This is a genomic window from Paragemmobacter straminiformis (assembly GCF_014243445.1).
GTDB classification, from domain to species: Bacteria; Pseudomonadota; Alphaproteobacteria; order Rhodobacterales; family Rhodobacteraceae; genus Paragemmobacter; species Paragemmobacter straminiformis.
The window spans coordinates 523,562-550,246 of the sequence record NZ_JACLQD010000002.1; the positions used below are offsets into that span (position 1 = coordinate 523,562).

At 64.4% G+C, this 26,685-nt stretch carries 27 protein-coding genes and 1 tRNA gene; 19 read left to right on the forward strand and 9 right to left on the reverse strand.

Going from position 1 to position 26,685, the window contains the following annotated elements; translation table 11 throughout:
• Positions 1-62: 62 nt before the first annotated feature.
• The gene (locus H7F16_RS08330; protein ID WP_185797104.1) at positions 63-734 is read left to right on the forward strand and encodes a glycosyltransferase family 32 protein; all 672 of its coding nucleotides are present in this window, start codon (positions 63-65) and stop codon (positions 732-734) included.
• A gap of 28 nt (positions 735-762) precedes the next feature.
• Here the strand turns inward: H7F16_RS08330 and H7F16_RS08335 are convergent, their stop codons facing one another.
• Positions 763-1,398, reverse strand: coding sequence for a hypothetical protein (locus tag H7F16_RS08335; RefSeq protein ID WP_185797105.1), 636 nt, complete (start codon positions 1,396-1,398; stop codon positions 763-765).
• A 286-nt stretch (positions 1,399-1,684) separates the two neighbouring features.
• On the opposite strand from H7F16_RS08335, the gene H7F16_RS08340 reads away from it, so the two are divergent.
• From H7F16_RS08340 to H7F16_RS08350, 3 genes are all read left to right on the forward strand, one after another.
• Positions 1,685-2,431 (forward strand): SDR family NAD(P)-dependent oxidoreductase, encoded by a 747-nt coding sequence (locus H7F16_RS08340; protein ID WP_185797106.1) that lies wholly within the window; start codon positions 1,685-1,687, stop codon positions 2,429-2,431.
• On the forward strand, positions 2,428-3,576 hold the full coding sequence (locus H7F16_RS08345) for an RsmB/NOP family class I SAM-dependent RNA methyltransferase (protein WP_185797107.1): 1,149 nt from the start codon (positions 2,428-2,430) through the stop codon (positions 3,574-3,576). The genes H7F16_RS08340 and H7F16_RS08345 overlap by 4 nt, the downstream gene beginning before the upstream one ends.
• Before the next feature lie 93 nt (positions 3,577-3,669).
• Entirely contained in the window at positions 3,670-5,376 is a 1,707-nt protein-coding gene (locus H7F16_RS08350; RefSeq protein WP_338401983.1) for an ATP-binding response regulator, read from the forward strand.
• Here the strand turns inward: H7F16_RS08350 and H7F16_RS08355 are convergent.
• Positions 5,346-5,948 carry a hypothetical protein gene (locus H7F16_RS08355; RefSeq protein ID WP_185797109.1) on the reverse strand — a complete coding sequence of 201 codons (603 nt, stop codon included), beginning with the start codon at positions 5,946-5,948 and terminating at the stop codon, positions 5,346-5,348. The genes H7F16_RS08350 and H7F16_RS08355 overlap by 31 nt on opposite strands.
• Positions 5,949-6,150: 202 nt before the next feature.
• On the opposite strand from H7F16_RS08355, the gene recA reads away from it, so the two are divergent.
• From recA to H7F16_RS08375, 4 genes are all read left to right on the forward strand, one after another.
• The gene (gene recA / locus H7F16_RS08360) at positions 6,151-7,224 is read left to right on the forward strand and encodes a recombinase RecA (RefSeq protein WP_185797110.1); all 1,074 of its coding nucleotides are present in this window, start codon (positions 6,151-6,153) and stop codon (positions 7,222-7,224) included.
• Positions 7,225-7,375: 151 nt separating this feature from the next.
• On the forward strand, positions 7,376-10,030 hold the full coding sequence (gene alaS / locus H7F16_RS08365) for an alanine--tRNA ligase (RefSeq protein ID WP_185797111.1): 2,655 nt from the start codon (positions 7,376-7,378) through the stop codon (positions 10,028-10,030).
• A gap of 3 nt (positions 10,031-10,033) precedes the next feature.
• Positions 10,034-10,324 (forward strand): DUF1330 domain-containing protein, encoded by a 291-nt coding sequence (locus tag H7F16_RS08370; protein WP_185797112.1) that lies wholly within the window; start codon positions 10,034-10,036, stop codon positions 10,322-10,324.
• A gap of 202 nt (positions 10,325-10,526) precedes the next feature.
• A complete protein-coding gene (locus H7F16_RS08375; protein WP_185797113.1) occupies positions 10,527-11,402 on the forward strand; it encodes a LysR family transcriptional regulator in 876 nt (291 codons plus the stop codon).
• Here H7F16_RS08375 and typA read toward each other — a convergent pair.
• Both typA and H7F16_RS08385 read right to left on the reverse strand, forming a co-directional pair.
• A complete protein-coding gene (typA, locus tag H7F16_RS08380) occupies positions 11,399-13,216 on the reverse strand; it encodes a translational GTPase TypA (protein WP_185797114.1) in 1,818 nt (605 codons plus the stop codon). The genes H7F16_RS08375 and typA overlap by 4 nt on opposite strands.
• 93 nt (positions 13,217-13,309) lie before the next feature.
• The gene (locus H7F16_RS08385) at positions 13,310-13,912 is read right to left on the reverse strand and encodes a YitT family protein (RefSeq protein ID WP_185797115.1); all 603 of its coding nucleotides are present in this window, start codon (positions 13,910-13,912) and stop codon (positions 13,310-13,312) included.
• Between the two features lie 365 nt (positions 13,913-14,277).
• Between H7F16_RS08385 and H7F16_RS08390 the strand changes: the two genes are divergently transcribed.
• Positions 14,278-14,490: a hypothetical protein gene (locus tag H7F16_RS08390; RefSeq protein WP_185797116.1), complete on the forward strand. Its 213-nt coding sequence runs from the start codon at positions 14,278-14,280 to the stop codon at positions 14,488-14,490.
• Between the two features lie 81 nt (positions 14,491-14,571).
• On the opposite strand, the gene H7F16_RS08395 is transcribed toward H7F16_RS08390, so the two are convergent.
• From H7F16_RS08395 to H7F16_RS08410, 4 genes are all read right to left on the reverse strand, one after another.
• Positions 14,572-15,786: an NADP-dependent isocitrate dehydrogenase gene (locus H7F16_RS08395; RefSeq protein WP_185797117.1), complete on the reverse strand. Its 1,215-nt coding sequence runs from the start codon at positions 15,784-15,786 to the stop codon at positions 14,572-14,574.
• Between the two features lie 108 nt (positions 15,787-15,894).
• Positions 15,895-16,491, reverse strand: coding sequence for an HD domain-containing protein (locus H7F16_RS08400; protein ID WP_185797118.1), 597 nt, complete (start codon positions 16,489-16,491; stop codon positions 15,895-15,897).
• Positions 16,491-16,754 carry a hypothetical protein gene (locus H7F16_RS08405; protein WP_185797119.1) on the reverse strand — a complete coding sequence of 88 codons (264 nt, stop codon included), beginning with the start codon at positions 16,752-16,754 and terminating at the stop codon, positions 16,491-16,493. The genes H7F16_RS08400 and H7F16_RS08405 overlap by 1 nt, the downstream gene beginning before the upstream one ends.
• Position 16,755: 1 nt before the next feature.
• Positions 16,756-17,415 carry an alpha/beta hydrolase gene (locus H7F16_RS08410; RefSeq protein WP_185797120.1) on the reverse strand — a complete coding sequence of 220 codons (660 nt, stop codon included), beginning with the start codon at positions 17,413-17,415 and terminating at the stop codon, positions 16,756-16,758.
• Between the two features lie 152 nt (positions 17,416-17,567).
• Between H7F16_RS08410 and iscR the strand changes: the two genes are divergently transcribed.
• The 10 genes from iscR (at position 17,568) to H7F16_RS08460 (ending at position 25,541) form a co-directional block, all read left to right on the forward strand.
• Positions 17,568-18,029 carry a Fe-S cluster assembly transcriptional regulator IscR gene (gene iscR, locus H7F16_RS08415; RefSeq protein WP_185797121.1) on the forward strand — a complete coding sequence of 154 codons (462 nt, stop codon included), beginning with the start codon at positions 17,568-17,570 and terminating at the stop codon, positions 18,027-18,029.
• A 99-nt stretch (positions 18,030-18,128) separates the two neighbouring features.
• The gene (locus H7F16_RS08420) at positions 18,129-19,148 is read left to right on the forward strand and encodes a cysteine desulfurase family protein (protein ID WP_185797122.1); all 1,020 of its coding nucleotides are present in this window, start codon (positions 18,129-18,131) and stop codon (positions 19,146-19,148) included.
• Positions 19,149-19,179: 31 nt separating this feature from the next.
• The gene (sufB, locus tag H7F16_RS08425; protein WP_241741385.1) at positions 19,180-20,718 is read left to right on the forward strand and encodes a Fe-S cluster assembly protein SufB; all 1,539 of its coding nucleotides are present in this window, start codon (positions 19,180-19,182) and stop codon (positions 20,716-20,718) included.
• Positions 20,719-20,736: 18 nt separating this feature from the next.
• A complete protein-coding gene (locus tag H7F16_RS08430; protein WP_185797551.1) occupies positions 20,737-21,048 on the forward strand; it encodes a YbjQ family protein in 312 nt (103 codons plus the stop codon).
• Positions 21,049-21,084: 36 nt separating this feature from the next.
• Positions 21,085-21,840: a Fe-S cluster assembly ATPase SufC gene (gene sufC / locus H7F16_RS08435; RefSeq protein WP_185797123.1), complete on the forward strand. Its 756-nt coding sequence runs from the start codon at positions 21,085-21,087 to the stop codon at positions 21,838-21,840.
• A complete protein-coding gene (gene sufD / locus H7F16_RS08440) occupies positions 21,840-23,126 on the forward strand; it encodes a Fe-S cluster assembly protein SufD (protein ID WP_185797124.1) in 1,287 nt (428 codons plus the stop codon). The genes sufC and sufD overlap by 1 nt, the downstream gene beginning before the upstream one ends.
• A 1-nt stretch (position 23,127) precedes the next feature.
• The gene (locus H7F16_RS08445) at positions 23,128-23,607 is read left to right on the forward strand and encodes a YIP1 family protein (protein WP_185797125.1); all 480 of its coding nucleotides are present in this window, start codon (positions 23,128-23,130) and stop codon (positions 23,605-23,607) included.
• Complete coding sequence (locus tag H7F16_RS08450; RefSeq protein WP_185797126.1) at positions 23,607-24,173, forward strand: Yip1 family protein; 567 nt, start codon at positions 23,607-23,609, stop codon at positions 24,171-24,173. The genes H7F16_RS08445 and H7F16_RS08450 overlap by 1 nt, the downstream gene beginning before the upstream one ends.
• 3 nt (positions 24,174-24,176) lie before the next feature.
• Positions 24,177-25,400, forward strand: coding sequence for a cysteine desulfurase (locus H7F16_RS08455; protein WP_185797127.1), 1,224 nt, complete (start codon positions 24,177-24,179; stop codon positions 25,398-25,400).
• Positions 25,401-25,464: 64 nt separating this feature from the next.
• Positions 25,465-25,541: transfer RNA gene (locus tag H7F16_RS08460), tRNA-Arg, on the forward strand.
• A 15-nt stretch (positions 25,542-25,556) separates the two neighbouring features.
• Here H7F16_RS08460 and H7F16_RS08465 read toward each other — a convergent pair.
• Positions 25,557-26,591: a LacI family DNA-binding transcriptional regulator gene (locus H7F16_RS08465; RefSeq protein WP_185797128.1), complete on the reverse strand. Its 1,035-nt coding sequence runs from the start codon at positions 26,589-26,591 to the stop codon at positions 25,557-25,559.
• Positions 26,592-26,685 lie beyond the last annotated feature (94 nt).

Here is a 26,685-nt window from a genome sequence, read left to right on the forward strand (position 1 = left end):
GGGCGCGAAGCCGGTGGGGGGCGCGACGCCCGTGCCACGCGTGCCGGACAGGGAGGCTGCCGATGATCCCGAATGTGATCCACTTCATCTGGATGACCAAGGAAGCCGCGCGGATGGAGGACCCCATCCCCGACGAGGTGCGCGACCAGATCTTTCGCTGGCACCACCACGCGTCTGACTGCGCGATCCGCTGCTGGAGCTGGGCGGATTTCGAGGAACTGATGGACGACGCAGAGGGCAGGCGCACCATCGAGCTGATCCGCGCCTGTCGTCTGAATGCGATGAAGGCCGATATCATGCGGCTTGCCATCATCGCCCGTCTGGGCGGCATCTGGTCGGATGTGAAGAACCGCCCGCGCATCGACCTGCGGGGGCAGCTTCCCTTGCAGGAAAAGCTGTTCATCGCCGAGCATTGGCCGATTCCGCAAAAGCCGGATACGACGGGTTTCTATTCGAACAGTTTCTTCGGAGCCGAGGCGGACAACGGGTTCATCAACGCGACGCTTGCCTTTGCGCTTGAAAAGGTCGCGGCGCGGTCGGCCGAGGACAGCATCCCCTGGATCACCGGCGGCGGGGTGTTCACACGATTGGCAAGACGCGAGGGCATGGAACAGCCCTATCCCATCCGCGCCCAACTGTGCTGGCAGGACTGGATCCAGCGTGTCGGCATGGAATACAACAAGGGCGGCAAGCACTGGTCCGAACGCCAGAAGAGCGAGCCGCTTTACGCCTGAGACGGCGCATGTGGCGGCCCGCCCGCGGTCAGGCGCGCAAGAGCGCCAGATCGGCCCTGAGCCAGAGCATGTAGCACAGCACCAGCAGCGCGCTGGCAGCCAACGCTTGGCCGCCACCCGTGGCAAGCGCGGCCTGAGCCTGAAGCAGGACCGCGACCAGCGCCGGACCACGGCTTGCGACCACGATCAGCCGAAAGGCGCGCGGACCAAAGGGCAGCCGCGCCTGAACCTGCGGCGGCAGCGCGCTGCCGAACTTGCCCGCCGCATGCATCAGCCCCGAGGTCGCGGCCAGAACCGGCTGCCCGAGAAGCAACAGCCCCAACCCGAGAAGCAGCGCGCCATAGCCCGAGGACAGGTCTCCGGTCCGGTTCAGCCGCGCATCGGGCGGGGCGCCCTTGGACCATGCGCGGTGATAGCGCTCGCCACTCCAGAAGAACACCAGCATGGCAAGGGTGATGGCGGTCGCCCCGAGACTGCCTGCCAGATAGTCGAGGATGGCAAAGGCCCCGTTGGTGAGGCCCGCGCCCTGAACCGCCATCGCCGCCGAGATGTGCAGCGCAAGACCTCCCATCAGACCAAGCCCGTTGCCAAGGTTGTAAAGCCCGCCCGGACCGCTGAGGCGCAGCGCGATTTCACGGTTCATCGAGACGAGTTGCAGGGTCATCCTATCCTCCGGTGCCGCAGGGGTTGCGCGCTTAAGGTTTATGACCTGCCCAAAATTGCGGCGCTGTTCCCCAAGGAACGCCCGATGTCTTGGCGGATTTTGCAGGACGGGGCGGTGGGGCGGCATGGTCGGGGCGGATTTGCGGCCACAGACACGCGCGGCGCGGCAAGGGGGCGGCTGTTCCGGGCGGTTGCGGGTGGGGCCTTGGGCAACGCGAGAACACGGGCCGCCTGCGCTGGCATCTGCCGGACGGGCAGGGTAGGTTTCGCGGCAAACAGGAGGCCGTATGCAGCGCAAGGCATTGATCACGGGGGCAGGGGCGGCGGGCGGCATCGGCCTTGCCACGGCGCGGGCCTTGGGGGCGGCGGGCCATGCGCTTGCCATCACCGCGACCACGGGGCGGATCCATGCGCGGGCGGCGGAACTGATCGCCGAAGGATATAAGGTCACGGCGCATGTCGCCGATCTGACCGAGGCAGAGCAGGTCGGGCGGTTGCTGTCCGAAGTGGGGCCGGTCGATGTTCTGGTGAACAATGCGGGCATGGGATCGGTCGGCGCGCCCGCCGAGCAGGTGGCCTTTCTCGACATCGATCCCGACCAGTGGCGGCGCGCGATGGATGCTTCGCTGACCACGGCCGTCCTTGTCACCCGCGCTTTCCTGCCGGGCATGGTGGCGCGCGGTTGGGGGCGGGTGGTGATGATGTCCTCGGTCACGGGGCCGATGGTCAGCAACATCGGCGAGGCGGCCTATTCCACGGCCAAGGCGGGTATGGTCGGGCTGACCCATGCGCTGGCGCTGGAAGTTGCCGCGCGGGGTGTGACGGTGAATGCCGTGGCCCCCGGATGGATCGGGACCGAGGCGCTGACCGAAGCCGAGCGGCGTGCCGCGCGCGCCACGCCCCCCGGCCGGGCCGGACGCCCCGAGGAGGTGGCGGCGGTCGTGGCCTTTCTTGCATCGGACGGGGCCTCTTACGTGAACGGGGCGGTGCTGGTGGTGGATGGCGGCAATATCCTTCAGGAGCGCAAGGCATGACTCCGGCCGCGCGGGCCGCAGCGGCCATCGGGGTGCTTGACCGTATATTGGACGGACAGGTCGCCGAGGTCGCCTTGACGAACTGGGGCCGCGCAAGCCGCTATGCCGGGTCGGGCGACAGGGCGGCGGTGCGCGACATCGTCTATGCGGCGTTGCGGTGCCGGCGGTCATTCGCCGCGCGGGGCGGGGACGGGGACGGCTATGGCCTTGTGCTGGGCTGGGCGCGTGAAAGCGGGCAAGAGGCGCTGTTCTCGGGCGAGGGGCACGCCCCCGCGCAGCCCGCCAAGGCAGGGCGCATCCCCGAGGGGCTTGAGGCGCTGGATTGTCCCGACTGGCTGGCCGCGCCTTTGCAGGCAAGCCTTGGCGCGGATTTCGCGGCCGTGATGCAGGCGATGCGGCATCGCGCGCCGCTGTTCCTGCGCGCGAACCTTGCGCGCACGACCCGTGACAAGGCGATTGCCGCCTTGGCGGATGAAGGGATCGTCGGTCAGGCCCATCCGCTTGCCGCGAGTGCGATCGAAGTGGTCGAGGGGGGGCGCAAGGTGCAGGCCTCGGCCGCCTATGCCGAGGGGTTGGTCGAATTGCAGGATGCGGCCTCGCAGGCGGTGGTCGAGATGATGCCCCTGCGCGATGGGCTGCGGGTGCTCGACTATTGCGCGGGTGGCGGGGGCAAGACGCTGGCGATGGCGGCGCGGGCGCGGTTGCAGATGCATGCGCATGATGCGGAAGCGCGGCGGATGACGGACCTCGGGGCGCGGGCCAAGCGGGCGGGCGTTTCGGTGAAACTCCTTGGCAAGCCCGATGCCGCCGCGCCCTATGACCTTGTGCTGACGGATGTGCCCTGTTCGGGGTCGGGCAGTTGGCGGCGCGATCCGCAAGGGAAATGGGCGCTGACGCCCGAACGGCTGGCGGCGCTGACCGCGATGCAGGCCGCGATTCTGGGGCAGGCGGCGCGGTTGGTCAGGCCGGGCGGCGTGCTGGGCTATGCGACCTGTTCGCTGATCGAGTCCGAGAACGGCGCGCAAGTGCGGGCCTTCCTTGCGGAACATGCGGATTTCACCCTTGAAGCCGAGCGCCGCTTTACGCCGCTTGAAGGCGGAGACGGATTCTTTTGCGCCGTGCTGCGCAAGACGGCCACGCCTTAACCCCCTGTTAAGATTTCCCCGCCAAAGGGTGGAAAAGTCTTTGGGGGCGAGATGGCGTTCAGCGGGGGGCAGACAGGCTGGCGGCGGCGGTGCATGGCGCTGGTGCTTCTGTGCCTGCTGGTCTTGCTTGTGCTGGCCGCGCCTGCGGAACGGGGGCTGACACTGCTGCTGATGGCGCTTGGCGCGATGGCTTCGGGCGGGCTGGTCTATGCGCTGCGCACAAAGGGCGTGCAGGCGGCCCGCAGCCTGCGGCGCTGGTCACGGCGCGCGCCCGCCCCGCCGCGCCGCGTGATCGATTTCGACTCGCTTCCCGTGCCCTTGTTGCGGCTGGATGACGAAGGGGGCCTTGTTGCCGCAAATGCTGCCGCGCGGCGGATGATCGGCTTGCGCGACGGGGCCTTGCCGCCGGTGCATGAGCTGTTCGAGGATCTGGGCAGGCCCGTGGCCGACTGGATCGCCGAGGTGGCGGGCGGGCGGCATCCGGGCGGGGCCGAGGTGTTGCGCCTGCGCGGGGCGGGGCGTGATCCGGACAGTTTCGTGCAGCTTGCGCTGGAACCGCTGGGCGAGGGCGAGGTGCTGGGCGTGTTGCAGGATGCCACCGCCATGAAGCGGCTCGAGGTGCAGTTCACGCAAAGCCAGAAGATGCAAGCCATCGGACAATTGGCCGGAGGCGTGGCGCATGATTTCAACAATCTTCTGACCGCGATCAACGGGCATTGCGAATTGCTGCTGATGCGCCACGCGCCCGGCGACCTTGACCATGCCGATCTGGACCAGATCCAGCAGAACGCGCGCCGTGCCGCGGCTTTGGTGCGGCAGTTGCTGGCCTTTTCGCGCAAGCAGACGCTGGTGCCCGAACGCATCGACCTGACCGAGGTGCTGGGCGAGGTTTCGCATCTGTTGAACCGTCTGCTCGGCGGGTCTGTGACGCTTGACCTGCATCACGTCGCCGTCGGCGTCGCGATCCGTGCCGACCGGCAGCAATTCGAACAGGTGGTGACCAATCTGGCGGTGAATGCCCGCGATGCGATGCCCTTGGGCGGGGTGCTGCGGATCACCACCGATGTCGCCGATCTGGCAGCCCCGATGCCGCGCGACAGCGTGACGGTGCCTGCGGGCCGCTATGCCACGATCCGCATCCGCGACACCGGCACGGGCATTGCGGCCGAACATCTGGACAAGATCTTCGAACCCTTCTTCACCACCAAGCGGGCGGGAGAGGGGACGGGGCTTGGCCTGTCGACCGTCTATGGCATCGTCAAGCAATCGGGCGGCTATGTCTTTGTTGAATCGGTCCCCGGAGAAGGGACGGAATTCCAGCTGTGGTTTCCCGCCCTGCGCGAGGAGGCGCCGCGCGCGAAGCCCGCACCCGCAAGGAGCCGTGCGCGCGCACCTGTCGAGGGCGTGGTTCTGCTGGTCGAGGACGAGGCGCCCGTCCGCGCCTTTGCCGCCCGCGCCCTGCGCCTGCGCGGCCTGACCGTGCTTGAGGCTGGCAGCGGGGAAGAGGCGCTTGCGGTTCTGGAAAACGCGGGGCTTTGCGTCGATCTTTTGCTGAGCGATCTTGTCCTGCCGGGGTTGGACGGGCCGTCATGGGTGGGGCAGGCCCTGCGGAAACGTCCGGGTTTGCCGGTAGTGTTCATGTCGGGCTATGCCGCCGACAGCCCCTCGGCCTCGCAAGGCAAGGTGCCGAATTCGGTGTTTCTGGCCAAGCCATTCACGCTGGCGGATCTGGGCGATCTGGTGTCCGAGCGGATTGCGGGTGGCAAAGCTCAGATCTCCGAGGCGCTGAGCGTTTCGTAAAGCGCAAAGTCGCGGGCGGCGGCCTTGCGCAACCGCGCCTCGGTCGCGGGCGAGAGGTCGAGCGCGCCGGGGGGCGAGACGTTGAGGCGCGGCAGCACGATTTCGCAGCCGAGCCTGTCTTCGAGAAAATGGACGAAACTGTCGATCTCTTCGTAGCGGAACAGATGGTCGACACCCTTTTCCGCCTTTGGTTGCAGGAATTTCGCCTGACTGCCGACAGCCGCGAATTCGGGTTGCGGATCGTCGCACCACGCGGTCACGAACTGGTCGAAGGTCTTGCCTGCGGTGCTTTTCGACGCCTCGACACCGTCGTCGCGCTGGCGATAGCGGAACCACGAACCGAGCCAGTCGCGCGGCTCGCGCATAAGGGCGACGACCGTAAAGGGCTTGCCCGAGGTCACCTCGAGATAGGGGCCGATGAAGCGGTGGTAGCGCTGCACGGGCGTATGCTTCAGCACCGGAGGCCGCAGGATCGCCATCGTGGCCAGCGGCTCGAGCGCGGATTCGATGGCCGTCGAGCCTGTCTTGGGCGTGGCGAGAATGGCGAGACGTTGTTCCCAGAAAACCAGCATGACACGGCACCCGTAATTCATCAGCGCCCTACATAAACGGGCGCTGCGGCTTAAACCAAGCCTTAACCAATCGATTCCATGCTGAACAGGCGAGAAACCATTTGCCATGTTCCTGTTTTGTGCTCATAAGTATGAGAACACTTGGGGAACAAGCGCAGGAATTGCCGCCAGATCGCGGCTGTGAAATATAGGGAGACGGAACATGTCGACAGCGACACTCCTCGATTTGAACGGAAAGCGCGAAATGGACAAGACGAAGGCGCTGGAAAGCGCACTGGCGCAGATTGAACGGCAGTTCGGCAAGGGCTCGATCATGCGTCTTGGGGAAAACAACCCCATCATGGATGTCGAGGCGACCTCGACCGGATCGCTGGGACTCGATATCGCGCTGGGAATCGGTGGCCTGCCCAAGGGCCGGATCATCGAGATTTACGGGCCGGAATCCTCGGGCAAGACCACGCTGACGCTGCATGTCGTGGCCGAGGAACAGAAGAAGGGCGGCGTCTGCGCCTTTGTCGACGCCGAACACGCGCTTGACCCGCAATACGCCAAGAAACTTGGCGTGAACCTTGACGAGCTGCTGATTTCGCAGCCCGACACGGGCGAACAGGCGCTGGAGATCGTCGATACGCTGGTGCGGTCGGGGGCGGTCAGCCTTATCGTGGTCGACTCGGTCGCGGCGCTTACGCCGAAATCCGAGATCGAGGGCGACATGGGCGACGCGCAGGTCGGCGCGCAGGCCCGTCTGATGAGCCAGGCGATGCGCAAGCTGACGGCCAGCATCGGCCGCAGCAACTGCATGGTGATCTTCATCAACCAGATCCGCATGAAGATCGGCGTGATGTTCGGCAGCCCGGAAACGACGACGGGTGGCAACGCGCTGAAATTCTACGCCTCGGTCCGTCTGGACATCCGCCGCATCGGCGCGATCAAGGAAAAGGACGATGTGGTGGGCAACACGACCCGCGTGAAGGTCGTCAAGAACAAGGTCGCACCGCCCTTCAAGCAGGTGGAATTCGACATCATGTATGGCGAAGGCATCTCGAAGACGGGGGAATTGGTCGATATCGGCGTCAAGGCCGGCGTGGTCGAGAAGTCGGGGTCCTGGTATTCCTATGGTGACGAGCGGATCGGGCAGGGGCGCGAGAATGCGAAACTGTTCCTCAAGCAGAACCCCGGCATGGCACAGGAGATCGAGGACAAGATCCGCGCCGCCAACGGGCTGGATTTCATGATGGCCGATACGGGCGACGAGCCGGATGTCGTCGACATGTAATCGCTGACCGAAGGGTCAAAAAGCAGGCCGGAACCCATTGGTTCCGGCCTTTTTTCTGCCCATGCGCCCCAAGCGGTGGACAGAGGCGTAAGGCGGGGCTAATTGAGGGGCCGAAAACCGGCTTTCCGCCTTTTGAAAGGGCATTCCGAGCATGGCGTCGCTGAACGATATCCGCTCTACCTTCCTCGATTTTTTCCAGCGCAACGGGCACCGCGTTGTCGAGTCGTCGCCGCTTGTGCCGCGCAACGACCCGACGCTGATGTTCGCCAATTCCGGCATGGTGCAGTTCAAGAATTGCTTCACCGGGGTAGAGACGCGGGATTACAAGCGGGCGACCACCGCGCAGAAATGCGTGCGGGCGGGTGGCAAGCACAATGACCTCGACAATGTGGGCTATACGGCGCGGCACCATACCTTCTTTGAAATGCTCGGGAATTTCAGCTTCGGCGATTACTTCAAGGCCGAAGCCATCGCCTTTTCCTGGGAGTTGCTGACCAAGGATTTCGGCATCGATCCGAAAAAGCTGTGCGTCACCGTCTACCATACCGATGACGAGGCGGCGGGCATCTGGAAAAAGGTGGCGGGCCTTGACGACGCACGCATCATCCGCATTCCGACGGATGACAATTTCTGGCGCATGGGGCCGACCGGTCCCTGCGGGCCCTGCACCGAGATTTTCTACGACCACGGCGACCATATCTGGGGCGGCCCTCCGGGATCGAATGACGAGGACGGCGACCGTTTCATCGAGATCTGGAACAACGTCTTCATGCAGAACGAGCAGTTCGCCGACGGGACGATGCGCCCTCTCGACATGCAGTCGATCGACACCGGCATGGGGCTCGAGCGGATCGGCGCGCTGCTTCAGGGCAAGCATGACAATTACGACACCGACCTGATGCGCAGCCTGATCGAGGCCAGCGCCCATGCCACGAGCAATGATCCCGATGGCCCCGGCAAGGTGCATCACCGCGTGATCGCGGACCATCTGCGTTCGACGAGCTTCCTGATCGCCGATGGTGTCATGCCGTCGAACGAAGGGCGCGGCTATGTGCTGCGGCGGATCATGCGGCGGGCGATGCGCCACGCGCATATCCTTGGCGCGCAGGATCCGGTGATGTTCCGCCTTGTGCCGGCGCTTGTCCGTCAGATGGGCGCGGCCTATCCGGAGCTTGCGCGGGCGCAATCGCTGATCGAAGAGACGCTGAAGCTGGAAGAGACCAAGTTCAAGCAGACGCTGGATCGCGGCCTGAAGCTGCTCGACGATGAATTGGCGCGCATTCCCGAAGGCGCCGATCTGCCCGGGGCCGCGGCTTTCAAGCTGTATGACACCTATGGCTTCCCGCTTGACCTGACGCAGGACGCGCTGCGCGAAAAGGGTCGTGCTGTCGACGTGACCGGATTCGATGCCGCGATGGCCGAGCAAAAGACCAAGGCGCGCGCCGCATGGTCGGGCACGGGCGAGGCGAAGGACGCCAAGATCTGGTTCGAACTGGCCGAAGCGCATGGGGCGACCGAGTTCCTTGGCTATGACACCGAAACCGCCGAGGGCGTCGTGAACGCGCTGGTGCGCGACGGCGGCGAAGTGGCCGATGCGGCGACAGGGTCGGCGGTGCAGATCGTTGTCAACCAGACGCCTTTCTATGGCGAGTCGGGCGGTCAGGTCGGCGATGCGGGCTATATCCGCACGGCGACGGGGCTGGCCCATGTGACCGACACCAAGAAATCGGCCGGTGTGTTCATCCATGTGGCCGAAGTCGTGGAAGGCAAGATCGTCAAGGGGCAGCCCGCCAAGCTTGAGGTCGAACACAAGCGGCGCGGGGCGATCCGTGCCAACCATTCGGCCACCCACCTGTTGCACGAGGCGCTGCGGCGCGCGCTTGGCGAGCATGTGGCACAGCGCGGGTCGTTGAACGCGCCGGATCGGCTGCGCTTTGACTTCAGCCATTCGGCGGGGATGTCGGCGCATGAGATCGCGACGGTCGAGGCCGAGGTCAACGAATACGTCCGGCAGAACACGCCGGTCGAGACGCGGATCATGACGCCCGACGATGCGCGGGCGCTTGGCGCGCAGGCGCTGTTCGGCGAGAAATACGGCGACGAGGTGCGCGTCGTGTCGATGGGGGCGCTTGACGGATCGGGCAAGGGTGCCGACGGGCGGACCTATAGCCTCGAGCTTTGCGGCGGGACGCATGTGGCGCGGACGGGCGACATCGGGGCTTTCGTGCTTTTGGCGGAAAGTGCCTCGTCGGCAGGGGTGCGGCGGATCGAGGCGCTGACGGGGCAGGCGGCGCTGGACCATCTGCGGATGCAGGATGCGCGGCTTGCCGATGTGGCGGCGGTGTTGAAGGCTTCGGCTGCGGAAGTGGTCGATCGTGTCAAGGCGCTGGCCGAGGAACGCCGCGCGCTGCAGAACGAGGTTGCGCAATTGCGGCGCGAGGTCGCCATGGGCGGCAAGGCCGCAGGGCCGGACGCCAAGGAGATCGGCGGCGTGAAGTTCATCGCGCAGGTGCTGACGGGCGTGTCTGGCAAGGATCTGCCCGCGCTGATCGACGAGATGAAGGCGCGGCTCGGATCGGGCGCGGTTCTGCTGATCGCGGATACGGGGGCCAAGCCTGCCGTCGCCGCAGGGGTGACGGCTGACCTGACGGGGCGCATCAGCGCCGTGTCGCTGGTCAAGGCGGCGGCCGAGGCTTTGGGCGGCAAGGGTGGCGGCGGGCGTCCCGACATGGCGCAAGCCGGCGGGGCCGACATCGCGGGGGCCGAGGCCGCTATCAAGGCCGCCGAAGCCGTGCTGGAGGGTTGAGAGATGCCGACAGCACTTTGGATTGCCCATGTGCATGTGACCGACGCCGATGCCTACGGCAAATATGCCGCGGGCGCCGGTCCGGCCATAGCCGCGCATGGGGGGGTGTTTCTGGCCCGTGGCGGGCGCTACGTCCAGCTTGAGGGCAATGACCGCGCGCGCAATGTCGTGGCGCGTTTCCCCAGCCTCGAGGCGGCGGTGGCCTGCTACAATTCGGCCGAGTATCAGGCCGCGTTGGCCCATGCCAAGGGCGCTTCGGTGCGCGATCTGATGGTTGTCGAAGAAATCGGCTGACGGTTTCGGCCCGTCTGGTGGAACGGCTCTGCGTCTTGCGGGGCCGTTTTTCTTTGCCCGCAACGGCGGCGCGGCCTTCTGTTGACGATTTGGTAACAATAGTTAAGGTTAGCTGACATTCAAATCCGTGTTACCACACGGCAAGTGCCCTCACGAGTTTCGCTGTTTTTCCGGTGCATCGAAATTTCCGAGGTTACGTCTGATGGCTGCTTTCCCCGACTGGAACGACTTACGCGATATTCTGCTGATCACCGAGGCAGGCACGCTGTCGGCGGCGGCGCGGGCGGCGGGGGTCAGCCAGTCGACGATGTCACGACGGCTTGCCGCGATCGAGGCGACGGGACAGCCGGTTTTTTTGCGCGACGAAACGGGGCGGATGACGCCGAACGCGCGCGGGCGCGACATGGTGGCAGCGGCGACCGAGATGCGCGCGGTCTACGACCGTTTGCGCCTGCGCCTGACCGATGCGCCGCCGCCCCTGCGCATTGCAACGTGCGAGTCGGCTGCGCGGTTGTTCCTGTCACAGGCGCTTCCGGTCTGGTCGGGGCGGGCCGAGACGCCTGCCGAGATGCATGTGATCGAGGATGTGCCTGCGCTGGCGGTCTATGACGTGCTGGTGGGTGTCATGCCGGCCGTGCCCGAGCATTGTGTCGGCCAATCCATCGGGCGGGTCGAATGGGGGCTTTACGCCGCGCCGTCCTATGTGGCGTCGAACCGCATTCGCGGGCGTCTCGCCTCGCTTGAAGGGCAGTCGGTCATCCGGGCATCGGGGGCTTTGGCCGAGACCACGGCCTATCGCTGGCTGGGGCGTCAGGGCGGCGTCATAGCCCTTATGACGGGCGCTCCCACGGCGATGATCGAGGGATGCGCCGCCGGCATGGGCATCGCGCTGCTGCCGGTCGCGCTGGCCGAGACGGACGCGCGCCTGCTGCCGATCGACGGGCCACGGCCCGCGCCTTCGGAAGTGTGGATGATCGCGGATGCGGCGCGGGCCGAAGAGCCGCAGATCGCCGGTTTCTTCCGCTGGGCGCGCAATCACTTTCGCAATCACGCGCCCGCAGATCGTCGGGCCGGTTAAGAGGCCTTTGCCGAACGCTTGCGCTCGTGCGGATCAAGCACGCGCTTGCGGATGCGGATGATCTTGGGCGTCACCTCGACCAGTTCGTCGTCGTCGATATAGGCGATGGCCTCTTCAAGCGACATCTTGATATGCGGCGTCAGGCGCACGGCTTCGTCGGTGCCGGAGGCGCGCACGTTGGTGAGTTTCTTGCCCTTGAGGGGGTTCACCTCGAGGTCGTTGTCACGGCTGTGTTCGCCGATGATCATGCCCTCGTAGACGTTTTCCTGCGGGCCGATGAACATGCGGCCACGGTCTTCAAGGTTCCACAGCGCATAGGCGACCGAAACACCGTTCTCCATGCTGATGAGAACGCCCTGACGGCGGCCCTGGATCGGGCCCTTGTGGGGGACCCAGCCGTGGAAGATGCGGTTGAGAACGCCGGTGCCGCGCGTGTCGGTCAGGAACTGGCCATGATAGCCGATCAGCCCGCGCGAGGGGACATGCGCCACGATGCGGGTCTTGCCCACGCCTGCGGGTTTCATCTCGACCAGATCGCCCTTGCGTTCGCCGGTCAGCTTGTCGATGACCGCGCCCGAGTATTCGTCATCGACGTCGACGATCACTTCCTCGACCGGTTCCATGCGGACGCCGTTCTCTTCCTTCATGATCACGCGGGGGCGGCTGATGGACAGCTCGAACCCTTCGCGGCGCATGTTCTCGATCAGAACGCCCATCTGGAGTTCGCCCCGGCCCGACACTTCAAAGGCTTCGCCGCCGGGGGTGTCGGCGACCTTGATCGCGACGTTGACTTCGGATTCCTTCATCAGCCGGTCACGGATGACGCGGGACTGCACCTTCGATCCGTCACGGCCCGCAAGCGGGCTGTCGTTGATGCCGAAGGTGACGGTGATGGTCGGCGGGTCGATCGGCTGGGCGGGCAGGGGGATATCCTGATCCAGCGCGCAAAGCGTATCGGCCACGGTGGCCTTGGTCATGCCCGCGATGGTGACGATATCGCCGGCCTGTGCCTCGTCGATGGCGGTCTGGTTCAGGCCACGGAAGGCAAGAACCTTGGTCACGCGGAACTGTTCGATCCGCTCGCCGGTGCGGGTGATGGCCTTGATCTGCTCGCCCACCTTCAGCGTGCCGGATTCGACGCGGCCCGTAAGGATGCGGCCGATGAACGGGTCGGCCGACAGCGTGGTCGCAAGCATGCGGAAGGGTTCGGCGGCCTTGGCGACCTGCTTGGGTGCGGGAACGTGGCGCACGATCAGATCGAAGAGCGCGTCGAGGTTCTTGCGCGGACCGTCAAGCGATTCATCGGCCCAGCCGGACCGGCCCGAAGCGTAGAGATGCGGGAAATCGAGCTGCTCATCGGTCGCGCCGAGGTTTGCGAAAAGATCGAACACCTCGTTCAGGGCGCGGTCGGGTTCGGCATCGGGCTTGTCGACCTTGTTCAGCACCACGATGGGGCGCAGGCCAAGGGCGAGCGCCTTGGAGGTCACGAATTTCGTCTGCGGCATCGGGCCTTCGGCGGCGTCGACCAGCAGGCAGACCCCGTCGACCATGTTCAGGATACGCTCGACCTCGCCACCGAAATCGGCGTGGCCGGGGGTGTCGACGATGTTGATGCGCATGCCGTTGTGTTCGACGCTCGTGCATTTCGCAAGGATCGTGATCCCACGCTCGCGTTCGATGTCGTTGCTGTCCATCGCACGTTCCGAAACGGCCTGATTGTCACGGAAGGACCCGGACTGTTTCAGGAGTTCGTCCACGAGGGTGGTCTTGCCATGGTCGACGTGGGCGATGATGGCGATGTTGCGAAGCTCCATCGGGGAGGTCTCTTTCAATCTATATGGTTCGGCGCGGGCCATAGCTTGGATTGGCCGGAAAGGCCAGAGAAACCTTGCTGCGGCTGCGAAAGGTCAGGTGGCGACGTAGCGGTCGCGGCGGTGGTTGATGGCGATCACAAGGTTGACGACCGCCGCGCCAAGGAAGGACCAGCCCACGGTCTGCCACGGCAGGAAGGTCGCGGCGATGGCGAAAAGGGCGGCGTCGAACAGAAGCTGCGTCTTGCCCGCGCGAAAGCCGGTGCGGTCTTGCAGGTAAAGCGCGAGGATCCCGATCCCGCCAAGCGAGGCACCGTGACGAAAGATCGCCAGAAGTGCCGCCCCCGAGACGAAGCCGAAAAGCACCGCTCCGAAGGCCGGGTTCAGGTGGTCGAAACCGATCCAGCCGGGCATGAAATGCGACAGGACCGACAGCATCGCCACGGAAAGCGCGGTCTTGACGGTAAAGGCAAGCCCGAGGCGGCGGTAACCGAACCAGTAGAAGGGGATGTTGACCAGAAAGAACACCAGCCCGAAGGATTGGCCCGTGGCATAGGACAGCAGCACGGCCAGCCCCGCCGTCTGGCCGGTGATCAGGCCAAGATGGGTCAGGATGGTGATGCCAAAGGCCGCCATCGTCGCGCCGAAGGCGAGGCCCTGGGCATCCTCGATCAGGCTATGGGTTTTCGGGTCGGTCATGGGCGCGGTGTAGCCGAGCGGCGGGCGCGCCGCCAGTGGGCAGCACGGGCGGCTGTGGCGGAAAGATCGCAGCGCCGGTCCGGCGTGGGGCGGGTGGTTTACAGGGCCGGCCCACTCGCGCTAAGCGTGCAAAGCCTGCAATCAAAGGAAGGAGGGCGCAATGGATTCGATTTGTAACGCGCCGTCGTTCGGGATTGCCTTGGCCGAGCGAGCTTGCAGCGGCACCGCCGTCTGACGCTTCGCCGCCCCCAGCGGGCATTTTCCTGACCCTGTCCTGAACGTCGCCCTTTGGCCCTGACGGGACGATTCCACCCAAACCCAAACAGAGAGGCCGGTCAGGTGTGTTCCACCGACCGGAGGAAAACATGATCAATACCGTGAAAACACCGCTGCATCTGGTGATCGACGAGCATGGCGCGGCGCGCGTCTTCTGGGCATCGCTGCTGGCGCTGCTGACTGCGCGGCGCAGTGCCGCCGAAGAGTTGGAGCTGCTGTCCGACCATATGCGCCGCGACATCGGCCTGCCGCCGCGCGGATCCCCCTTGCCCGAGGCCCCGATGCGGCCGGTGCGGTGGTAAGCCGCCTGAATCGGGAAACCGGCAAATCCACCCGGGGGGAAATGCGAAAGGCCGGAGCTTCCGCTCCGGCCTTTTTTGCGTTCAGCCGGCGAGGGCCTTGTTCAGGTATTCGTCGACCTTTTCCAGATAGCCGATGGTGGTCAGCCATTTCTGGTCGGGCCCGACGAGCAGCGCGAGGTCCTTGGTCATCCAGCCATCCTCGACCGTGTCGACGGTGACCTTTTCCAGCGTGGTGGCAAAGCGCATCAGCTGGTCGTTGCTGTCGAGTTTGGCGCGGTGCTTCAGGCCACCGGTCCAGGCGAAGATCGAGGCGATGGAGTTGGTCGAGGTCGCCTTGCCCTTCTGGTGTTCGCGGTAATGGCGCGTCACGGTGCCGTGGGCGGCTTCGGCCTCGACGATCTTGCCATCGGGCGTCATCAGCACGCTTGTCATCAGGCCAAGCGAGCCGAAGCCCTGGGCCACGGTGTCGGACTGCACGTCGCCGTCATAGTTCTTGCAGGCCCAGACATAGCCGCCCGACCATTTCATCGCCGAGGCCACCATGTCATCGATCAGGCGGTGTTCGTAATGGATGCCCTTGGCCTTGAACTGCTCTTCGAATTCTTCGGCATAGACCTTGGCGAAGATGTCCTTGAAGCGGCCGTCATAGGCCTTGAGGATGGTGTTCTTGGTCGACAGGTAGACGGGCCAGCCCTTGAGCAGGCCGTAGTTCATCGACGAACGGGCGAAATCGTGGATCGAGTCGTCAAGGTTGTACATGCCCATGTAGACGCCCGCCGAGGGGGCCTGATAGACCTCTTTCTCGATCACGGTGCCGTCGTCGCCCACGAATTTCATGGTAAGCTTGCCCGCGCCGGGGAAGCGGAAATCGGTGGCCTTGTACTGGTCGCCAAAGGCGTGGCGGCCGACGACGATGGGCTGGGTCCAGCCCGGAACGAGGCGCGGCACGTTCTTGCAGATGATCGGTTCGCGGAAGATCACGCCGCCAAGGATGTTGCGGATGGTGCCGTTGGGCGATTTCCACATTTGCTTGAGGTTGAATTCCTCGACCCGCTGTTCGTCGGGGGTGATGGTCGCGCATTTGACGCCCACGCCGTATTGCTTGATCGCATTGGCGGCGTCGATGGTGATCTGGTCGTTGGTGCGGTCGCGCTCTTCGATCCCGAGGTCGTAGTATTTCAGGTCGATGTCGAGATAGGGCAGGATGAGCTTTTGCTTGATGAAGTCCCAGATGATCCGGGTCATCTCGTCGCCGTCGAGTTCGACGACGGGGTTTGCCACCTTGATCTTGGTCATGGTCTGCCCTTTCGGTGTTGGATTCGATTGCCGCCGCTATAGTGGAAAAGTGGCGGCTTGGGAAGCGTTGTATGCAACGGCATACCGAAGCGAAATGTCGCGGGGCGCTCAGCCGAAATAGACGCGCGTGCGCGCCTTCACCCAATCCCAAAGCCGCGGCGCGCCGCGGGCGACTTTCGCGCCGACGCGGGTTTCAAGCTGCTCGGCGGTGACGTTGTAGGTGACCCAGGTCCCGCCGCCCGATTGCAGGTTCGCCATGACGGGCTGCACGCGGTCGAGGGATTTGGCGAAAACCGCGTCGGGCGTTTCGGCGGCTTCGAATTCGTCCCAGAGGGCGCGGAAATCGGCGCCGAGGTCGGGGGGCAGCAGGCCGAAGATGCGGTCGGCGGCGCGTTGTTCGGCGGCTTGCGTCTCGGCGCTGGCATGGGCCGCGCCGCCCTTGGAATGGATCGGCACATCGCCCACGTCGATTTCGACAAGATCGTGGATGAGCAGCATGCGGATCACGCGGTCGATCCGCACACCGGGACCGGCCTGATCGGCAAGCACCATCGCGTAAAGCGCAAGGTGCCAACTGTGCTCGCCCGAATTCTCGGGGCGCGAGCCATCGCAGAGCGTCGTTGCGCGAAGCACGGATTTCAGGCGGTCCGCCTCGTTCAGAAAGGCGAACTGGGCGGTCAGGCGGTCATCGGGCGGGGGAGCCATCAGTGGCCGCTGTCGGGGCCGCGTGGAGCCACGGGGGCCACGCCGTCACCCCGCTTGGCGCGGAGCGTCCGTTCCAGGAATTCGCGCCCGCGCCGTTCGGCAAGGCGGACGCGGATTGCGGTCATGAAGGCCTCTTGCGTGGTGGGCGACAGATCGCCCAGCACCTTCGAGACCTTTTCGTAGAACCGGTCGTCGTCGAGTTCGACCTGCGCGGCGAGGACGTCGCGGGCAAGACCGTCGGCAAGGTCTTCGACGACGCCCATCTTAACGCGACCCTTCGCCCAGCCGGCGGCGCACGTAATCCGAGACCGTATCGATCATCGGCTTCATATGCGCCTCTTCGTCCTTGAAGAAGTGGTCCGCGCCCTCGATCTCGGTATGGGTGATGGTGATACCCTTCTGCTCGTGCAGCTTGCCGACGAGGGTCTTGGTATCCTTGGGCGGTGCCACGCGGTCGGCGGTGCCGTTGATGATAAGACCCGACGAGGGGCAGGGGGCGAGGAAGGAGAAGTCATACATGTTGGCCGGAGGCGCCACCGAGATGAAACCCGTGATCTCGGGGCGGCGCATCAGAAGCTGCATGCCGATCCACGCACCGAACGAGAACCCTGCCACCCAGCAATGCTTGGCGTTCTGGTTCATCGATTGCAGATAGTCGAGCGCCGAGGCCGCATCGGACAGTTCGCCGATGCCCTGATCGTATTCGCCCTGCGACCGTCCGACGCCGCGGAAGTTGAAGCGCAAGACGGTGAAGCCGAGATTATAGAAGGCGTAATGCAGGTTGTAGACAACCTTGTTGTTCATCGTCCCGCCATATTGCGGGTGGGGGTGGAGCACGATGGCAATCGGCGCGTCACGGTCCTTTTGCGGATGGTAACGGCCTTCGAGACGGCCTTCGGGACCGGCGAAAATGACTTCGGGCATTGTGTCGCGCCTGTCTTTGAGCGATTTGTTGACGAAATCGCTAGGGTAATTTAGAACCATTCCAAAGGGCGCACGGATCGCGCTGCCCCACGGGGTCGGTTTCAGGTAATGGGCCGATGCCTTGGCGTCAATGTTTTTGCGGGGTGCTGGGCATGAAACTCTCGACCAAAGGGCGTTACGCGATGGTGGCGCTGGCGGATCTGGCGCTGGCCAAGGGCGATGACCTTGTGTCGCTGGCGGCGGTCGCCAAGCGGCAGGACATCAGCTTGCCCTATCTGGAACAACTGTTCGTCAAGCTGCGCCGGGCCGGGTTGGTGGAAGCCGTGCGCGGGCCGGGGGGCGGATACAAGCTGGCAAAGAGCGCCGACGCGATCCGCATCTCGGATGTGATGGAGGCGGTCGAGGAGACGGTCGACGCGCTGCACACGGGGGCAGGGGTCTCGGGCGGGGTGTCGGGGACAAGGGCGCAAAGCCTGACCAACCGGCTGTGGGAGGGGTTGTCGGCGCAGGTCTATGTCTTTCTGCACCAGACGCGGCTTTCGGATGTGATCGGCAACTCGATGACGCCTTGCCCCGCCGTGCCCGCCCTGTTCCGCGTGGTCGACGATGTCTGAGGGGCGGCGATTTTTCTGCAAAAAATCGGGGGGGCTGTCTGCCCCCCGTCAGGCGGGGCCTGACTCCCCCCGAGGATATTTCGGGCAAGAGGAAGCGGCATGACACAGCGCATCTACCTCGACTGGAACGCGACCACACCGCTGCGCCCCGAGGCGCGGGCGGCGATGATCGCGGCGATGGATCTGGGTGGCAACCCGTCCTCGGTGCATGCCGAGGGGCGGGCGGCGCGGGCGCTGGTCGAGCGGGCAAGGGCGCAGGTGGCGGTGGCCGTGGGCTGCAAACCGGCCGAGGTGGTCTTTACCAGCTGCGCCACGGAAGCCGCGGCCGTGCTGCGCGGATTTGCTTCGGTCAGGGTGGATGCGACGGCGCATGACTGCCTGTGGAGCCAGGCCCGCGAGGGCGGGGGGCAGGCGGTTCTGGGCTGGGGATATGCCAATAACGAGACGGGCGTGATCACCGAGGCCCCCGCGCATGAGGGGGCGGTGATGCTCGACATCGTGCAGGCGGTGGGCAAGGTGCCGTTCTCTTTTGCATGGAGCGGGGCCGAGATGGCCATCGTGTCCGCGCACAAGTTCGGTGGCCCGAAAGGCGTCGGCGCGCTGATCGTCCGCGACGGATTCGAGGTGCCGGCGCTGCTGACGGGCGGCGGGCAGGAAATGGGCCGCCGCGCGGGAACCGAGAACATCATCGGCATCGCCGGAATGGGTGCCGCGGCCGAGGCGGCACAGCGTGATCTGGAGGCCGGGGTCTGGGATCGCGTGGGCGAGTTTAGAAATATTCTAGAAACGGCGTTGTCCTCTGGCACAAACAATACTATTTCAGTCGGAAAAGGCGGACCCCGTTTGCCGAACACCCTTTGCCTGATCGCGCCGGGTTGGAAAGGCGAGACGCAGGTGATGGCGATGGACCTTGCCGGTTTCGCGGTTTCGGCGGGATCGGCCTGTTCCAGCGGCAAGGTGCGGGCGAGCCGGGTGCTGAAGGCGATGGGTTTCGACGAGGGGCTGGCCGCGCAGGCGATCCGCATCTCGCTTGGGCCGGAGACGACGAAGGACGAGGTGGAGCGCTTTGCCGATGTTTGGCTGGCGCAATACCGCAAGGCCCTTGCACGGGCTGCCTGACAAGACAGGGGCGTTTCGCCCGATGGAGACGATGATGACCGAGCTTGCCACAGAAGCTGTGCTTGAGGAAACCGAAGTCCGCGACGGCGTGGACCGCGAGACCATCGAGACCGTGCAGGCGATGGCCGGCAAGTACAAATACGGCTGGGAAACGGATATCGAGACCGAATACGCGCCCAAGGGCCTGTCGGAAGATATCGTCCGGCTGATCTCGGACAAGAACGGCGAGCCGGAGTGGATGCTGGAGTGGCGTCTGGCGGCCTATCGGCGCTGGTTGCAGATGGAAGAGCCGAAATGGGCGATGCTGCATTACCCCGAGATCGACTATCAGGACCAGTATTACTACGCCAAGCCGAAGAGCATGTCGGTCAAGCCGAAGTCGCTGGATGACGTCGACCCCAAGTTGCTGGCGACCTATGCCAAGCTGGGGATTCCGCTGAAGGAGCAGTTGATCCTTGCGGGTGTGGAAGGGGCGGAGAACGCGGGCGAGCGCAAGGTTGCGGTCGACGCGGTGTTCGACTCGGTCTCGGTCGGGACCACCTTCAAGGCGGAACTGGCCAAGGCGGGGGTGATTTTCTGTTCGATCAGCGAAGCGGTGCGCGAGCATCCGGAACTGGTGAAGAAATATCTCGGCTCGGTCGTGCCGCAGTCGGACAACTTTTTCGCCACGCTGAACTCGGCTGTCTTTTCCGACGGGTCCTTTGTCTACATCCCCGAGGGCGTGCGCTGCCCGATGGAGCTTTCCACCTATTTCCGCATCAATGCCGAGAATACGGGTCAGTTCGAGCGCACGCTGATCATCGCGGACAAGGGGTCTTATGTCTCTTATCTCGAGGGTTGCACCGCGCCCAAGCGCGACACCAACCAGCTTCATGCCGCGGTGGTCGAGATCGTGCTGCTCGACGATGCCGAGGTGAAGTATTCCACCGTGCAGAACTGGTATCCGGGCGACGAGAACGGGGTGGGGGGCATCTACAACTTTGTCACCAAGCGCGCCGATTGCCGCGGGCACCGGTCAAAGGTGATGTGGACGCAGGTGGAAACCGGGTCGGCCATCACCTGGAAATACCCGTCCTGCATCTTGCGGGGGGATGAGTCGCAGGGGGAATTCTATTCCATCGCCATCGCCAACAATGCGCAGCAGGCCGATACCGGCACCAAGATGATCCATCTGGGCAAGAACACGAAAAGCCGGATCGTATCAAAGGGGATCAGCGCCGGACGGGCGCAGAACACCTATCGCGGGCTTGTGTCGATGCATCCCAAGGCCACCAACAGCCGCAATTACACGCAATGCGACAGCCTGCTGATCGGTGACAAATGCGGGGCGCATACGGTTCCCTATATCGAGGTGAAGAACAACTCTTCCCGCGTCGAGCATGAGGCGACCACGTCCAAGGTTGACGAGGACCAGCTGTTCTATTGCCGCAGCCGTGGCATGGACGAGGAAGAGGCCGTGGCGCTGGTGGTGAACGGCTTCTGCAAGGAAGTGCTGCAAGCCCTGCCGATGGAATTTGCAATGGAAGCGCAAAGCCTTGTGGCGATCAGCCTCGAGGGCTCTGTCGGGTAGATGCGGGGGACCAAGCCGATGATCGTGACGACGACGCCTTCGGTCGAGGGCTACCAGATCGCGGAATACCTCGGGATCGTCACGGGCGAGGCGATCATGGGGGCGAATATCGTGCGCGACCTGTTCGCCAGCGTGACGGACATCATCGGCGGCCGGTCGGGTGCCTATGAGGCGAAACTGGCGGAGGCGCGCGAAACCGCGCTGTCGGAAATGGAAGCCAAGGCCCGTGACAAGGGCGCGAATGCGGTCGTGGGCGTGGACCTCGACTATGAGGTGATCGGACAGATGCTGATGGTTTCGGCCAGCGGCACGGCGGTCAGACTGGGATAAGGCCCTTGGGGCCACGGAATATGACGGGACAGAAAAATGCTTGAGATCAAGAACCTGCACGTAAAGCTTCAGGAAGAGGATAAGCAGATCCTCAAGGGCGTGAACCTGTCGATCGGGCCGGGCGAGGTGCATGCGATCATGGGGCCGAACGGGTCGGGCAAGTCGACGCTGTCCTATGTGCTTTCGGGCCGCGACGGGTATGAGGTGACCGAAGGCTCGGCCAAGCTGGAGGGCGCAGAGCTTCTTGACATGGAACCCGAAGAGCGGGCGGCGGCGGGGCTGTTCCTTGCCTTCCAGTATCCGGTGGAAATTCCGGGCGTGGGCAACATGACCTTTCTGCGCACGGCGGTGAACGCGCAGCGCAAGGCGCGTGGCGAGGAAGAGATGTCGGCGGGCGAGTTCCTGAAGGTCGTGCGCGAAAAGGCCAAGACGCTGAAGATCGATGCCGAGATGCTGAAGCGCCCCGTCAACGTGGGGTTCTCGGGCGGCGAGAAGAAGCGCAACGAAATCTTGCAGATGGCCATGCTGGAACCCCGCATGTGCATTCTTGACGAGACGGATTCGGGCCTTGACGTCGACGCGATGAAACTGGTTTCGGAAGGCGTGAACGCTCTGCGGAGCGAGGGGCGGTCGTTTCTGGTGATCACCCACTACCAGCGTCTGCTGGACCATATCAAACCCGATGTCGTGCATATCATGGCGGCGGGCCGGATCATCAAGACAGGCGGGCCGGAACTGGCGCTCGAGGTCGAGCATAACGGCTATGCCGACCTGCTGGCGGAGGGGGTCTGATGGCTCTTGCCGTAGCGAAGCAGGACGCGCTGGCTGCGCGGATCGCGGGGCTGTCCTTTGTTGCGGGCGGCTGGCTGGGGGCCGCGCGGGGGGCCGCGCTCGAGCGGTTGGGCGCGATGGGTCTGCCGGGCAAGCGCGACGAATACTGGCGATATACCGACCCGGCAAGCCTTAAGGCGACGGTGGCGCCGAAAGCGTCGCTGTTTGCGGCCGATGACGAACCGCCGGTGTTCGACGGGATCGACCGTGTGAAACTGGTCTTTGTCGATGGCGTGTTCGACGCGGCGCAGTCGGACGATCTGGCACTTGCAGGGGTCGAGATCGAGCGTCTGGCGGATGCGGGCGCGCGCGATATCCATTGGGCTGCCGGTCTTTACGCTGTGCTGGAAGCGCGCGGGCAGGTTCCGGTGCAGCGCCCGCTGGCGGCGCTGAATTCGGCCTTTGCGACCGATGGTCTGCTGATCCGTGTGACGGGCAAGGCGGCAAAGCCGGTATCGTTGATCTATGTCCATAATTCCGAAACTTCGGACGCGATCCTGCACCATTGCGTGAAGCTCGAGGAAGGCGCCGAGCTGACCATCCTCGAGAATGGGCCGGCGGCTGCGCGGTTCAACAAGGTCATGGAAGTCGATGTTGCCAAGGGCGCGCGGTTCCACCACATCCGCTCGCAAGGGCGCGACCATGAGCGGCGTGCGGTGACGCATGTCTTTGCGCGTCTGGCCGAGGCGGCTGTGTTCAAATCCTTTACGCTGACCGCCAATGGCGTGCTGACGCGCAACGAGGCCGTGATCGAGCTTCTGGGTGACGATGCGGTTGCCCATGTGGCCGGGGCCGCGGTCGGTGACGGGCAGTTCCACCATGACGATACAGTCTTTGTGACCCATGCGGGCTTGCGTTGCGAAAGCCGTCAGGTGTTCAAGAAGGTGCTCAAGAACGGCGCGGTTGGCGTGTTCCAGGGCAAGATCCTTGTGAAGCAGGGCGCGCAAAAGACAGACGGCTACCAGATCAGCCAATCGCTGCTACTGGACGAGGACAGCCAGTTCCTTGCCAAGCCCGAGCTGGAAATCTATGCCGATGACGTGAAATGCTCGCACGGGTCGACCAGCGGGGCGATCGACGAGACGGCGCTGTTCTACCTGCGGTCGCGCGGTGTGCCGATGCGGGCCGCGCAGGGCTTGCTGGTGCTGGCCTTCCTTGCCGAGGCGATTGCCGAGATCGAGGACGAGGAGATTGCCGAAGACATCCGCGCACGGCTGGAAGGCTGGCTTGCACGGCACGATCACTGAGATGCCCGTCACGCTTGACATCGTAAGGGCATGGCGTCACCCGAAAGGCGTTTTGCGTGACAAGCTGGCAGCCGCCCCGCGCGAGGACCGTGCCTTTGCCGTGCTGATGGGGGCGTGCTTCCTGATCTTCGTCGCGCAATGGCCCGGACTGCGGCGCGAGGCGTTCCTGAACCCCGAAGTGCCCTTCGAGGCGCGGCTGGGCGGGGCGATGATGGGGGTCTTGTTCCTGTTGCCGCTGATCCTTTACGCGCTGGCGACGGCAAGCCATCTGGTCGCACGGCTGTTTGGCGGCAAGGGAAGCTGGTATGGCGCAAGGCTCGCGCTGTTCTGGTCCTTGCTGACGGTGACGCCGCTGATGCTGCTGCAAGGGCTTGTCGCGGGTTTTCTGGGGCAGGGGGTGCAGGCCACGGCCGTCGGTGCCTGTGTCGGCATCGGATTTCTCTATCTCTGGATCAACATGCTGGTCGAGGCGGAGCGGTGATGCAATTGCTCTGGTCCCTTGTGAAGCTGAGTTTTCTGGCCCCGCGTCAGGCGGCGCAAGGCATTCTGCGCTGGCCGCTGGGCGAGAACGGACGCTGGGCGGCCTTTGCGCTGATGGTGGTGCTGTCGGCGCTTTTGATGCATCTGCTGTCGTCGATCGGGCCGCTGGTCGGGCCGGACGGAACGGTGATGGAACCGCCGGGCCCGTTCTTCTGGGCGATGACGGTCGGGGCCGGGATGGTGATCCTGACGGGGATCGCGCTTGGCGTCGGGCGGCTGTTCGGGGGGCGGGCGCGGCTGTCAGATGTGGCGGTGCTGGTGGCGTGGTTGCAGTTCGTGCAATTGGTGCTGGCGGCCGCACAGGTGGTTCTGATGCTGGCGCTGCCGATGCTGGGCGGGGTGCTCGAGATCGCCTCGGTCCTCGCCTTCCTGTGGCTGCTGGCCTATTTCATGGCCGAGGCGCATGGCTTCCAGTCGGTGGGGCGGGTCATGGGCGGGGTTCTGGTGACCTTTGCGATCATGGTTCTGGTCCTGTCGGCCCTGCTTTACCCTTATATGGGAGTCTGAGCGATGTATGATGTGGCACAGGTCCGCAAGGATTTTCCCATTCTGTCGCGGCAGGTGAACGGCAAGCCGCTGGTTTACCTCGACAACGGGGCTTCGGCGCAGAAACCGCAGGTGGTGATCGATGCGGTGACGCAGGCCTATTCGATGGAATATGCAAATGTCCATCGCGGTTTGCACTACCTGTCGAACCTTGCCACCGAGAAATACGAAGCCGTGCGCGGGATCGTGAAACGCTTTCTGAATGCCGGATCGGAAGACGAGATCATCTTCAATTCCGGCACGACCGAGGCGATCAACCTTGTCTCTTACGCCTGGGCCGCGCCGCGGTTGCAGGCCGGGGACGAGATCGTGCTGTCGATCATGGAACACCACGCCAATATCGTGCCGTGGCATTTTCTGCGCGAGCGGCAGGGCGTGGTGCTGAAATGGGTGGAGTGCGACGCCAAGGGTGATCTCGACCCGCAGGCGGTGATCGATGCCATCGGGCCGCGCACCAGACTGGTGGCCGTGACGCATATGTCGAACGTGCTGGGAACGGTCGTCGATGTGGCGGCAATCTGCCGTGGCGCGCGGGATAAGGGCGTGCCCGTGCTGGTCGACGGGTCGCAGGCGGCGGTGCATATGCCGGTGGATGTGCAGGCGATCGGCTGCGACTTTTACGCGATCACGGGTCACAAGCTTTACGGGCCTTCGGGTTCGGGGGCGGTCTATGTGCGGGCCGAACGACAGGCCGAGATGCGCCCCTTTATCGGCGGCGGCGACATGATCCGCGAGGTCGGGCGCGAGGCGATCACATGGAACGACCCGCCGATGAAGTTCGAGGCCGGAACGCCGAGCATCGTGTCGCAGACCGCGATGGGTGTGGCGCTGGACTATATGATGGGGCTGGGGATGGAGAACATCGCGGCCCATGAACGCCGCCTGCGCGATTATGCGCGGTCGCGTCTTGCGGGACTCAACTGGTTGAACGTGCAGGGAAATTCGGAGAGCAAGGGCGCCATCTTCAGCTTTACGCTGGCAGGGCAGGCCCATGCGCACGACATATCCACCATCCTCGACAAGCGCGGCATCGCGGTGCGAGCGGGAACGCATTGCGCCATGCCGCTGATGGAGCATATGGGCGTGGGGGCGACGTGCCGCGCCTCGTTCGGGCTTTACAACACGGTGGAAGAGGTTGACGCGCTGGTGTCGGCGCTGGAACTGGCCAACGAACTTTTCAACGGTTAGCGGGGCAGGGCGGCGGATAAGACGTTGCAACCGCCCCCGCTTTTCGATAATCGGAACCCACGACGCACCCATAGCTCAGCTGGATAGAGCGTTGCCCTCCGAAGGCAAAGGTCGCACGTTCGAATCGTGCTGGGTGCGCCAAAAATCCCCGCAAAATCAAAGGTTAAAATGCCGCAAATCGGTTTTTGCGATGGTTTGCAAACACTTGGGCGCGGCGCCGCCGATCTGGCGCAACAAAAGGTCGGCAAGGTTCCAGCCGGCGCTTTCGCGCGAATAATGGGCCGAGGTAACCCGCAGCGCGAGGTATTCGGCAAGATTGTTGGTGCTGCGCAGCGAGAAGCCGTAATCGTCGAGCGGTTTTGCACCGGCGTCACGCACACCGGCGATGGTCGGGATCAGGTAAAGCTCGTTCTCGCAGAGAAAGGCATCGGGCCGCGCTTCGGCGACAAGGCGCGACGTGGCCGCACGGATCAAGCGGGGCTGCCGCTCGACGTTGAGGGCAAGCGCCGGATCGAAGGGCAGGCGGGCCGCCGTGAGAGCGTGGCGATAGCCTTCGAGACGGTCCTGCACGAAACGGAAGGACGGGTCCGAGCCGATGATCGCGATGCGCTTGTAACCGAGGTCGATCAGCGAGCGCGTGCTTTTGAAGGCCGCGTCATGGTTGTCGAGGTCGAAAAAGGCGTGGTCGGTGCTGGTATCGGTGCGCCCGAAGGTGACGAAGGGCATGCCGCTTTCCCGCAGGTAATCGACACGCTCGTCTTGCGGGCGGGTGTGGTCGATGATGACGCCATCGGCCTGGCGCATCCGGACGGCGTTGGCCAGTTCGGGCAGGATGTCGACACCGGGGATCACCGGCACGGCGCGGACGGTATAGTCGGTTCCGGCAAGGCGGCGGTGGATACCGGCAAGGATACCGACCGAGTCGGCATCGCCGATTTCGTCATCGGCAGAGGCGCCGAGGAAAGCGAGGATCGACATGGTGCGTCCGGTGCGAAGGCGCAGGCCGTCGAGATTGCGGACGTAGCCCAGATCCTCGGCCGTTTCGCGCACGAGGCGGACGGTTTCGGCGCTGATCTTGTGGCCATCCTTCAACGAGCGCGCGACAGTCGTCACAGAGACGCCGAGCTGCTTTGCGATGCTTTTCAGCGTCACCGGCCGTTGAACGGCAGGATCGATAAAACGGTCGGGCATTTGCGCATTCCGATGACTGAGAAAGCCCTATGTCAGAGAAGGGCTGTTAAGGCAACACTATCAAATCTCGGGGGCAAAGTATCAAAAAGATAAC

What these genes read in the sequence shown, in the direction of transcription:
- H7F16_RS08400 (WP_185797118.1), bottom strand. Translation starts at nt 16,491, where the DNA reads ATGGCTCCCCCGCCCGATGACCGCCTGACCGCCCAGTTCGCCTTTCTG.
- H7F16_RS08450 (WP_185797126.1), top strand. Translation starts at nt 23,607, where the DNA reads ATGCAATTGCTCTGGTCCCTTGTGAAGCTGAGTTTTCTGGCCCCGCGT.
- alaS (WP_185797111.1), top strand. Translation starts at nt 7,376, where the DNA reads ATGGCGTCGCTGAACGATATCCGCTCTACCTTCCTCGATTTTTTCCAG.
- recA (WP_185797110.1), top strand. Translation starts at nt 6,151, where the DNA reads ATGTCGACAGCGACACTCCTCGATTTGAACGGAAAGCGCGAAATGGAC.
- H7F16_RS08340 (WP_185797106.1), top strand. Translation starts at nt 1,685, where the DNA reads ATGCAGCGCAAGGCATTGATCACGGGGGCAGGGGCGGCGGGCGGCATC.
- H7F16_RS08355 (WP_185797109.1), bottom strand. Translation starts at nt 5,948, where the DNA reads ATGCTGGTTTTCTGGGAACAACGTCTCGCCATTCTCGCCACGCCCAAG.
- H7F16_RS08430 (WP_185797551.1), top strand. Translation starts at nt 20,737, where the DNA reads ATGATCGTGACGACGACGCCTTCGGTCGAGGGCTACCAGATCGCGGAA.
- H7F16_RS08455 (WP_185797127.1), top strand. Translation starts at nt 24,177, where the DNA reads ATGTATGATGTGGCACAGGTCCGCAAGGATTTTCCCATTCTGTCGCGG.
- sufD (WP_185797124.1), top strand. Translation starts at nt 21,840, where the DNA reads ATGGCTCTTGCCGTAGCGAAGCAGGACGCGCTGGCTGCGCGGATCGCG.
- H7F16_RS08390 (WP_185797116.1), top strand. Translation starts at nt 14,278, where the DNA reads ATGATCAATACCGTGAAAACACCGCTGCATCTGGTGATCGACGAGCAT.
- H7F16_RS08405 (WP_185797119.1), bottom strand. Translation starts at nt 16,754, where the DNA reads ATGGGCGTCGTCGAAGACCTTGCCGACGGTCTTGCCCGCGACGTCCTC.
- H7F16_RS08385 (WP_185797115.1), bottom strand. Translation starts at nt 13,912, where the DNA reads ATGACCGACCCGAAAACCCATAGCCTGATCGAGGATGCCCAGGGCCTC.
- H7F16_RS08410 (WP_185797120.1), bottom strand. Translation starts at nt 17,415, where the DNA reads ATGCCCGAAGTCATTTTCGCCGGTCCCGAAGGCCGTCTCGAAGGCCGT.
- H7F16_RS08465 (WP_185797128.1), bottom strand. Translation starts at nt 26,591, where the DNA reads ATGCCCGACCGTTTTATCGATCCTGCCGTTCAACGGCCGGTGACGCTG.
- typA (WP_185797114.1), bottom strand. Translation starts at nt 13,216, where the DNA reads ATGGAGCTTCGCAACATCGCCATCATCGCCCACGTCGACCATGGCAAG.
- H7F16_RS08395 (WP_185797117.1), bottom strand. Translation starts at nt 15,786, where the DNA reads ATGACCAAGATCAAGGTGGCAAACCCCGTCGTCGAACTCGACGGCGAC.
- H7F16_RS08350 (WP_338401983.1), top strand. Translation starts at nt 3,670, where the DNA reads ATGGCGCTGGTGCTTCTGTGCCTGCTGGTCTTGCTTGTGCTGGCCGCG.
- H7F16_RS08370 (WP_185797112.1), top strand. Translation starts at nt 10,034, where the DNA reads ATGCCGACAGCACTTTGGATTGCCCATGTGCATGTGACCGACGCCGAT.
- H7F16_RS08420 (WP_185797122.1), top strand. Translation starts at nt 18,129, where the DNA reads ATGACACAGCGCATCTACCTCGACTGGAACGCGACCACACCGCTGCGC.
- sufB (WP_241741385.1), top strand. Translation starts at nt 19,180, where the DNA reads ATGATGACCGAGCTTGCCACAGAAGCTGTGCTTGAGGAAACCGAAGTC.
- iscR (WP_185797121.1), top strand. Translation starts at nt 17,568, where the DNA reads ATGAAACTCTCGACCAAAGGGCGTTACGCGATGGTGGCGCTGGCGGAT.
- sufC (WP_185797123.1), top strand. Translation starts at nt 21,085, where the DNA reads ATGCTTGAGATCAAGAACCTGCACGTAAAGCTTCAGGAAGAGGATAAG.
- H7F16_RS08345 (WP_185797107.1), top strand. Translation starts at nt 2,428, where the DNA reads ATGACTCCGGCCGCGCGGGCCGCAGCGGCCATCGGGGTGCTTGACCGT.
- H7F16_RS08445 (WP_185797125.1), top strand. Translation starts at nt 23,128, where the DNA reads ATGCCCGTCACGCTTGACATCGTAAGGGCATGGCGTCACCCGAAAGGC.
- H7F16_RS08330 (WP_185797104.1), top strand. Translation starts at nt 63, where the DNA reads ATGATCCCGAATGTGATCCACTTCATCTGGATGACCAAGGAAGCCGCG.
- H7F16_RS08335 (WP_185797105.1), bottom strand. Translation starts at nt 1,398, where the DNA reads ATGACCCTGCAACTCGTCTCGATGAACCGTGAAATCGCGCTGCGCCTC.
- H7F16_RS08375 (WP_185797113.1), top strand. Translation starts at nt 10,527, where the DNA reads ATGGCTGCTTTCCCCGACTGGAACGACTTACGCGATATTCTGCTGATC.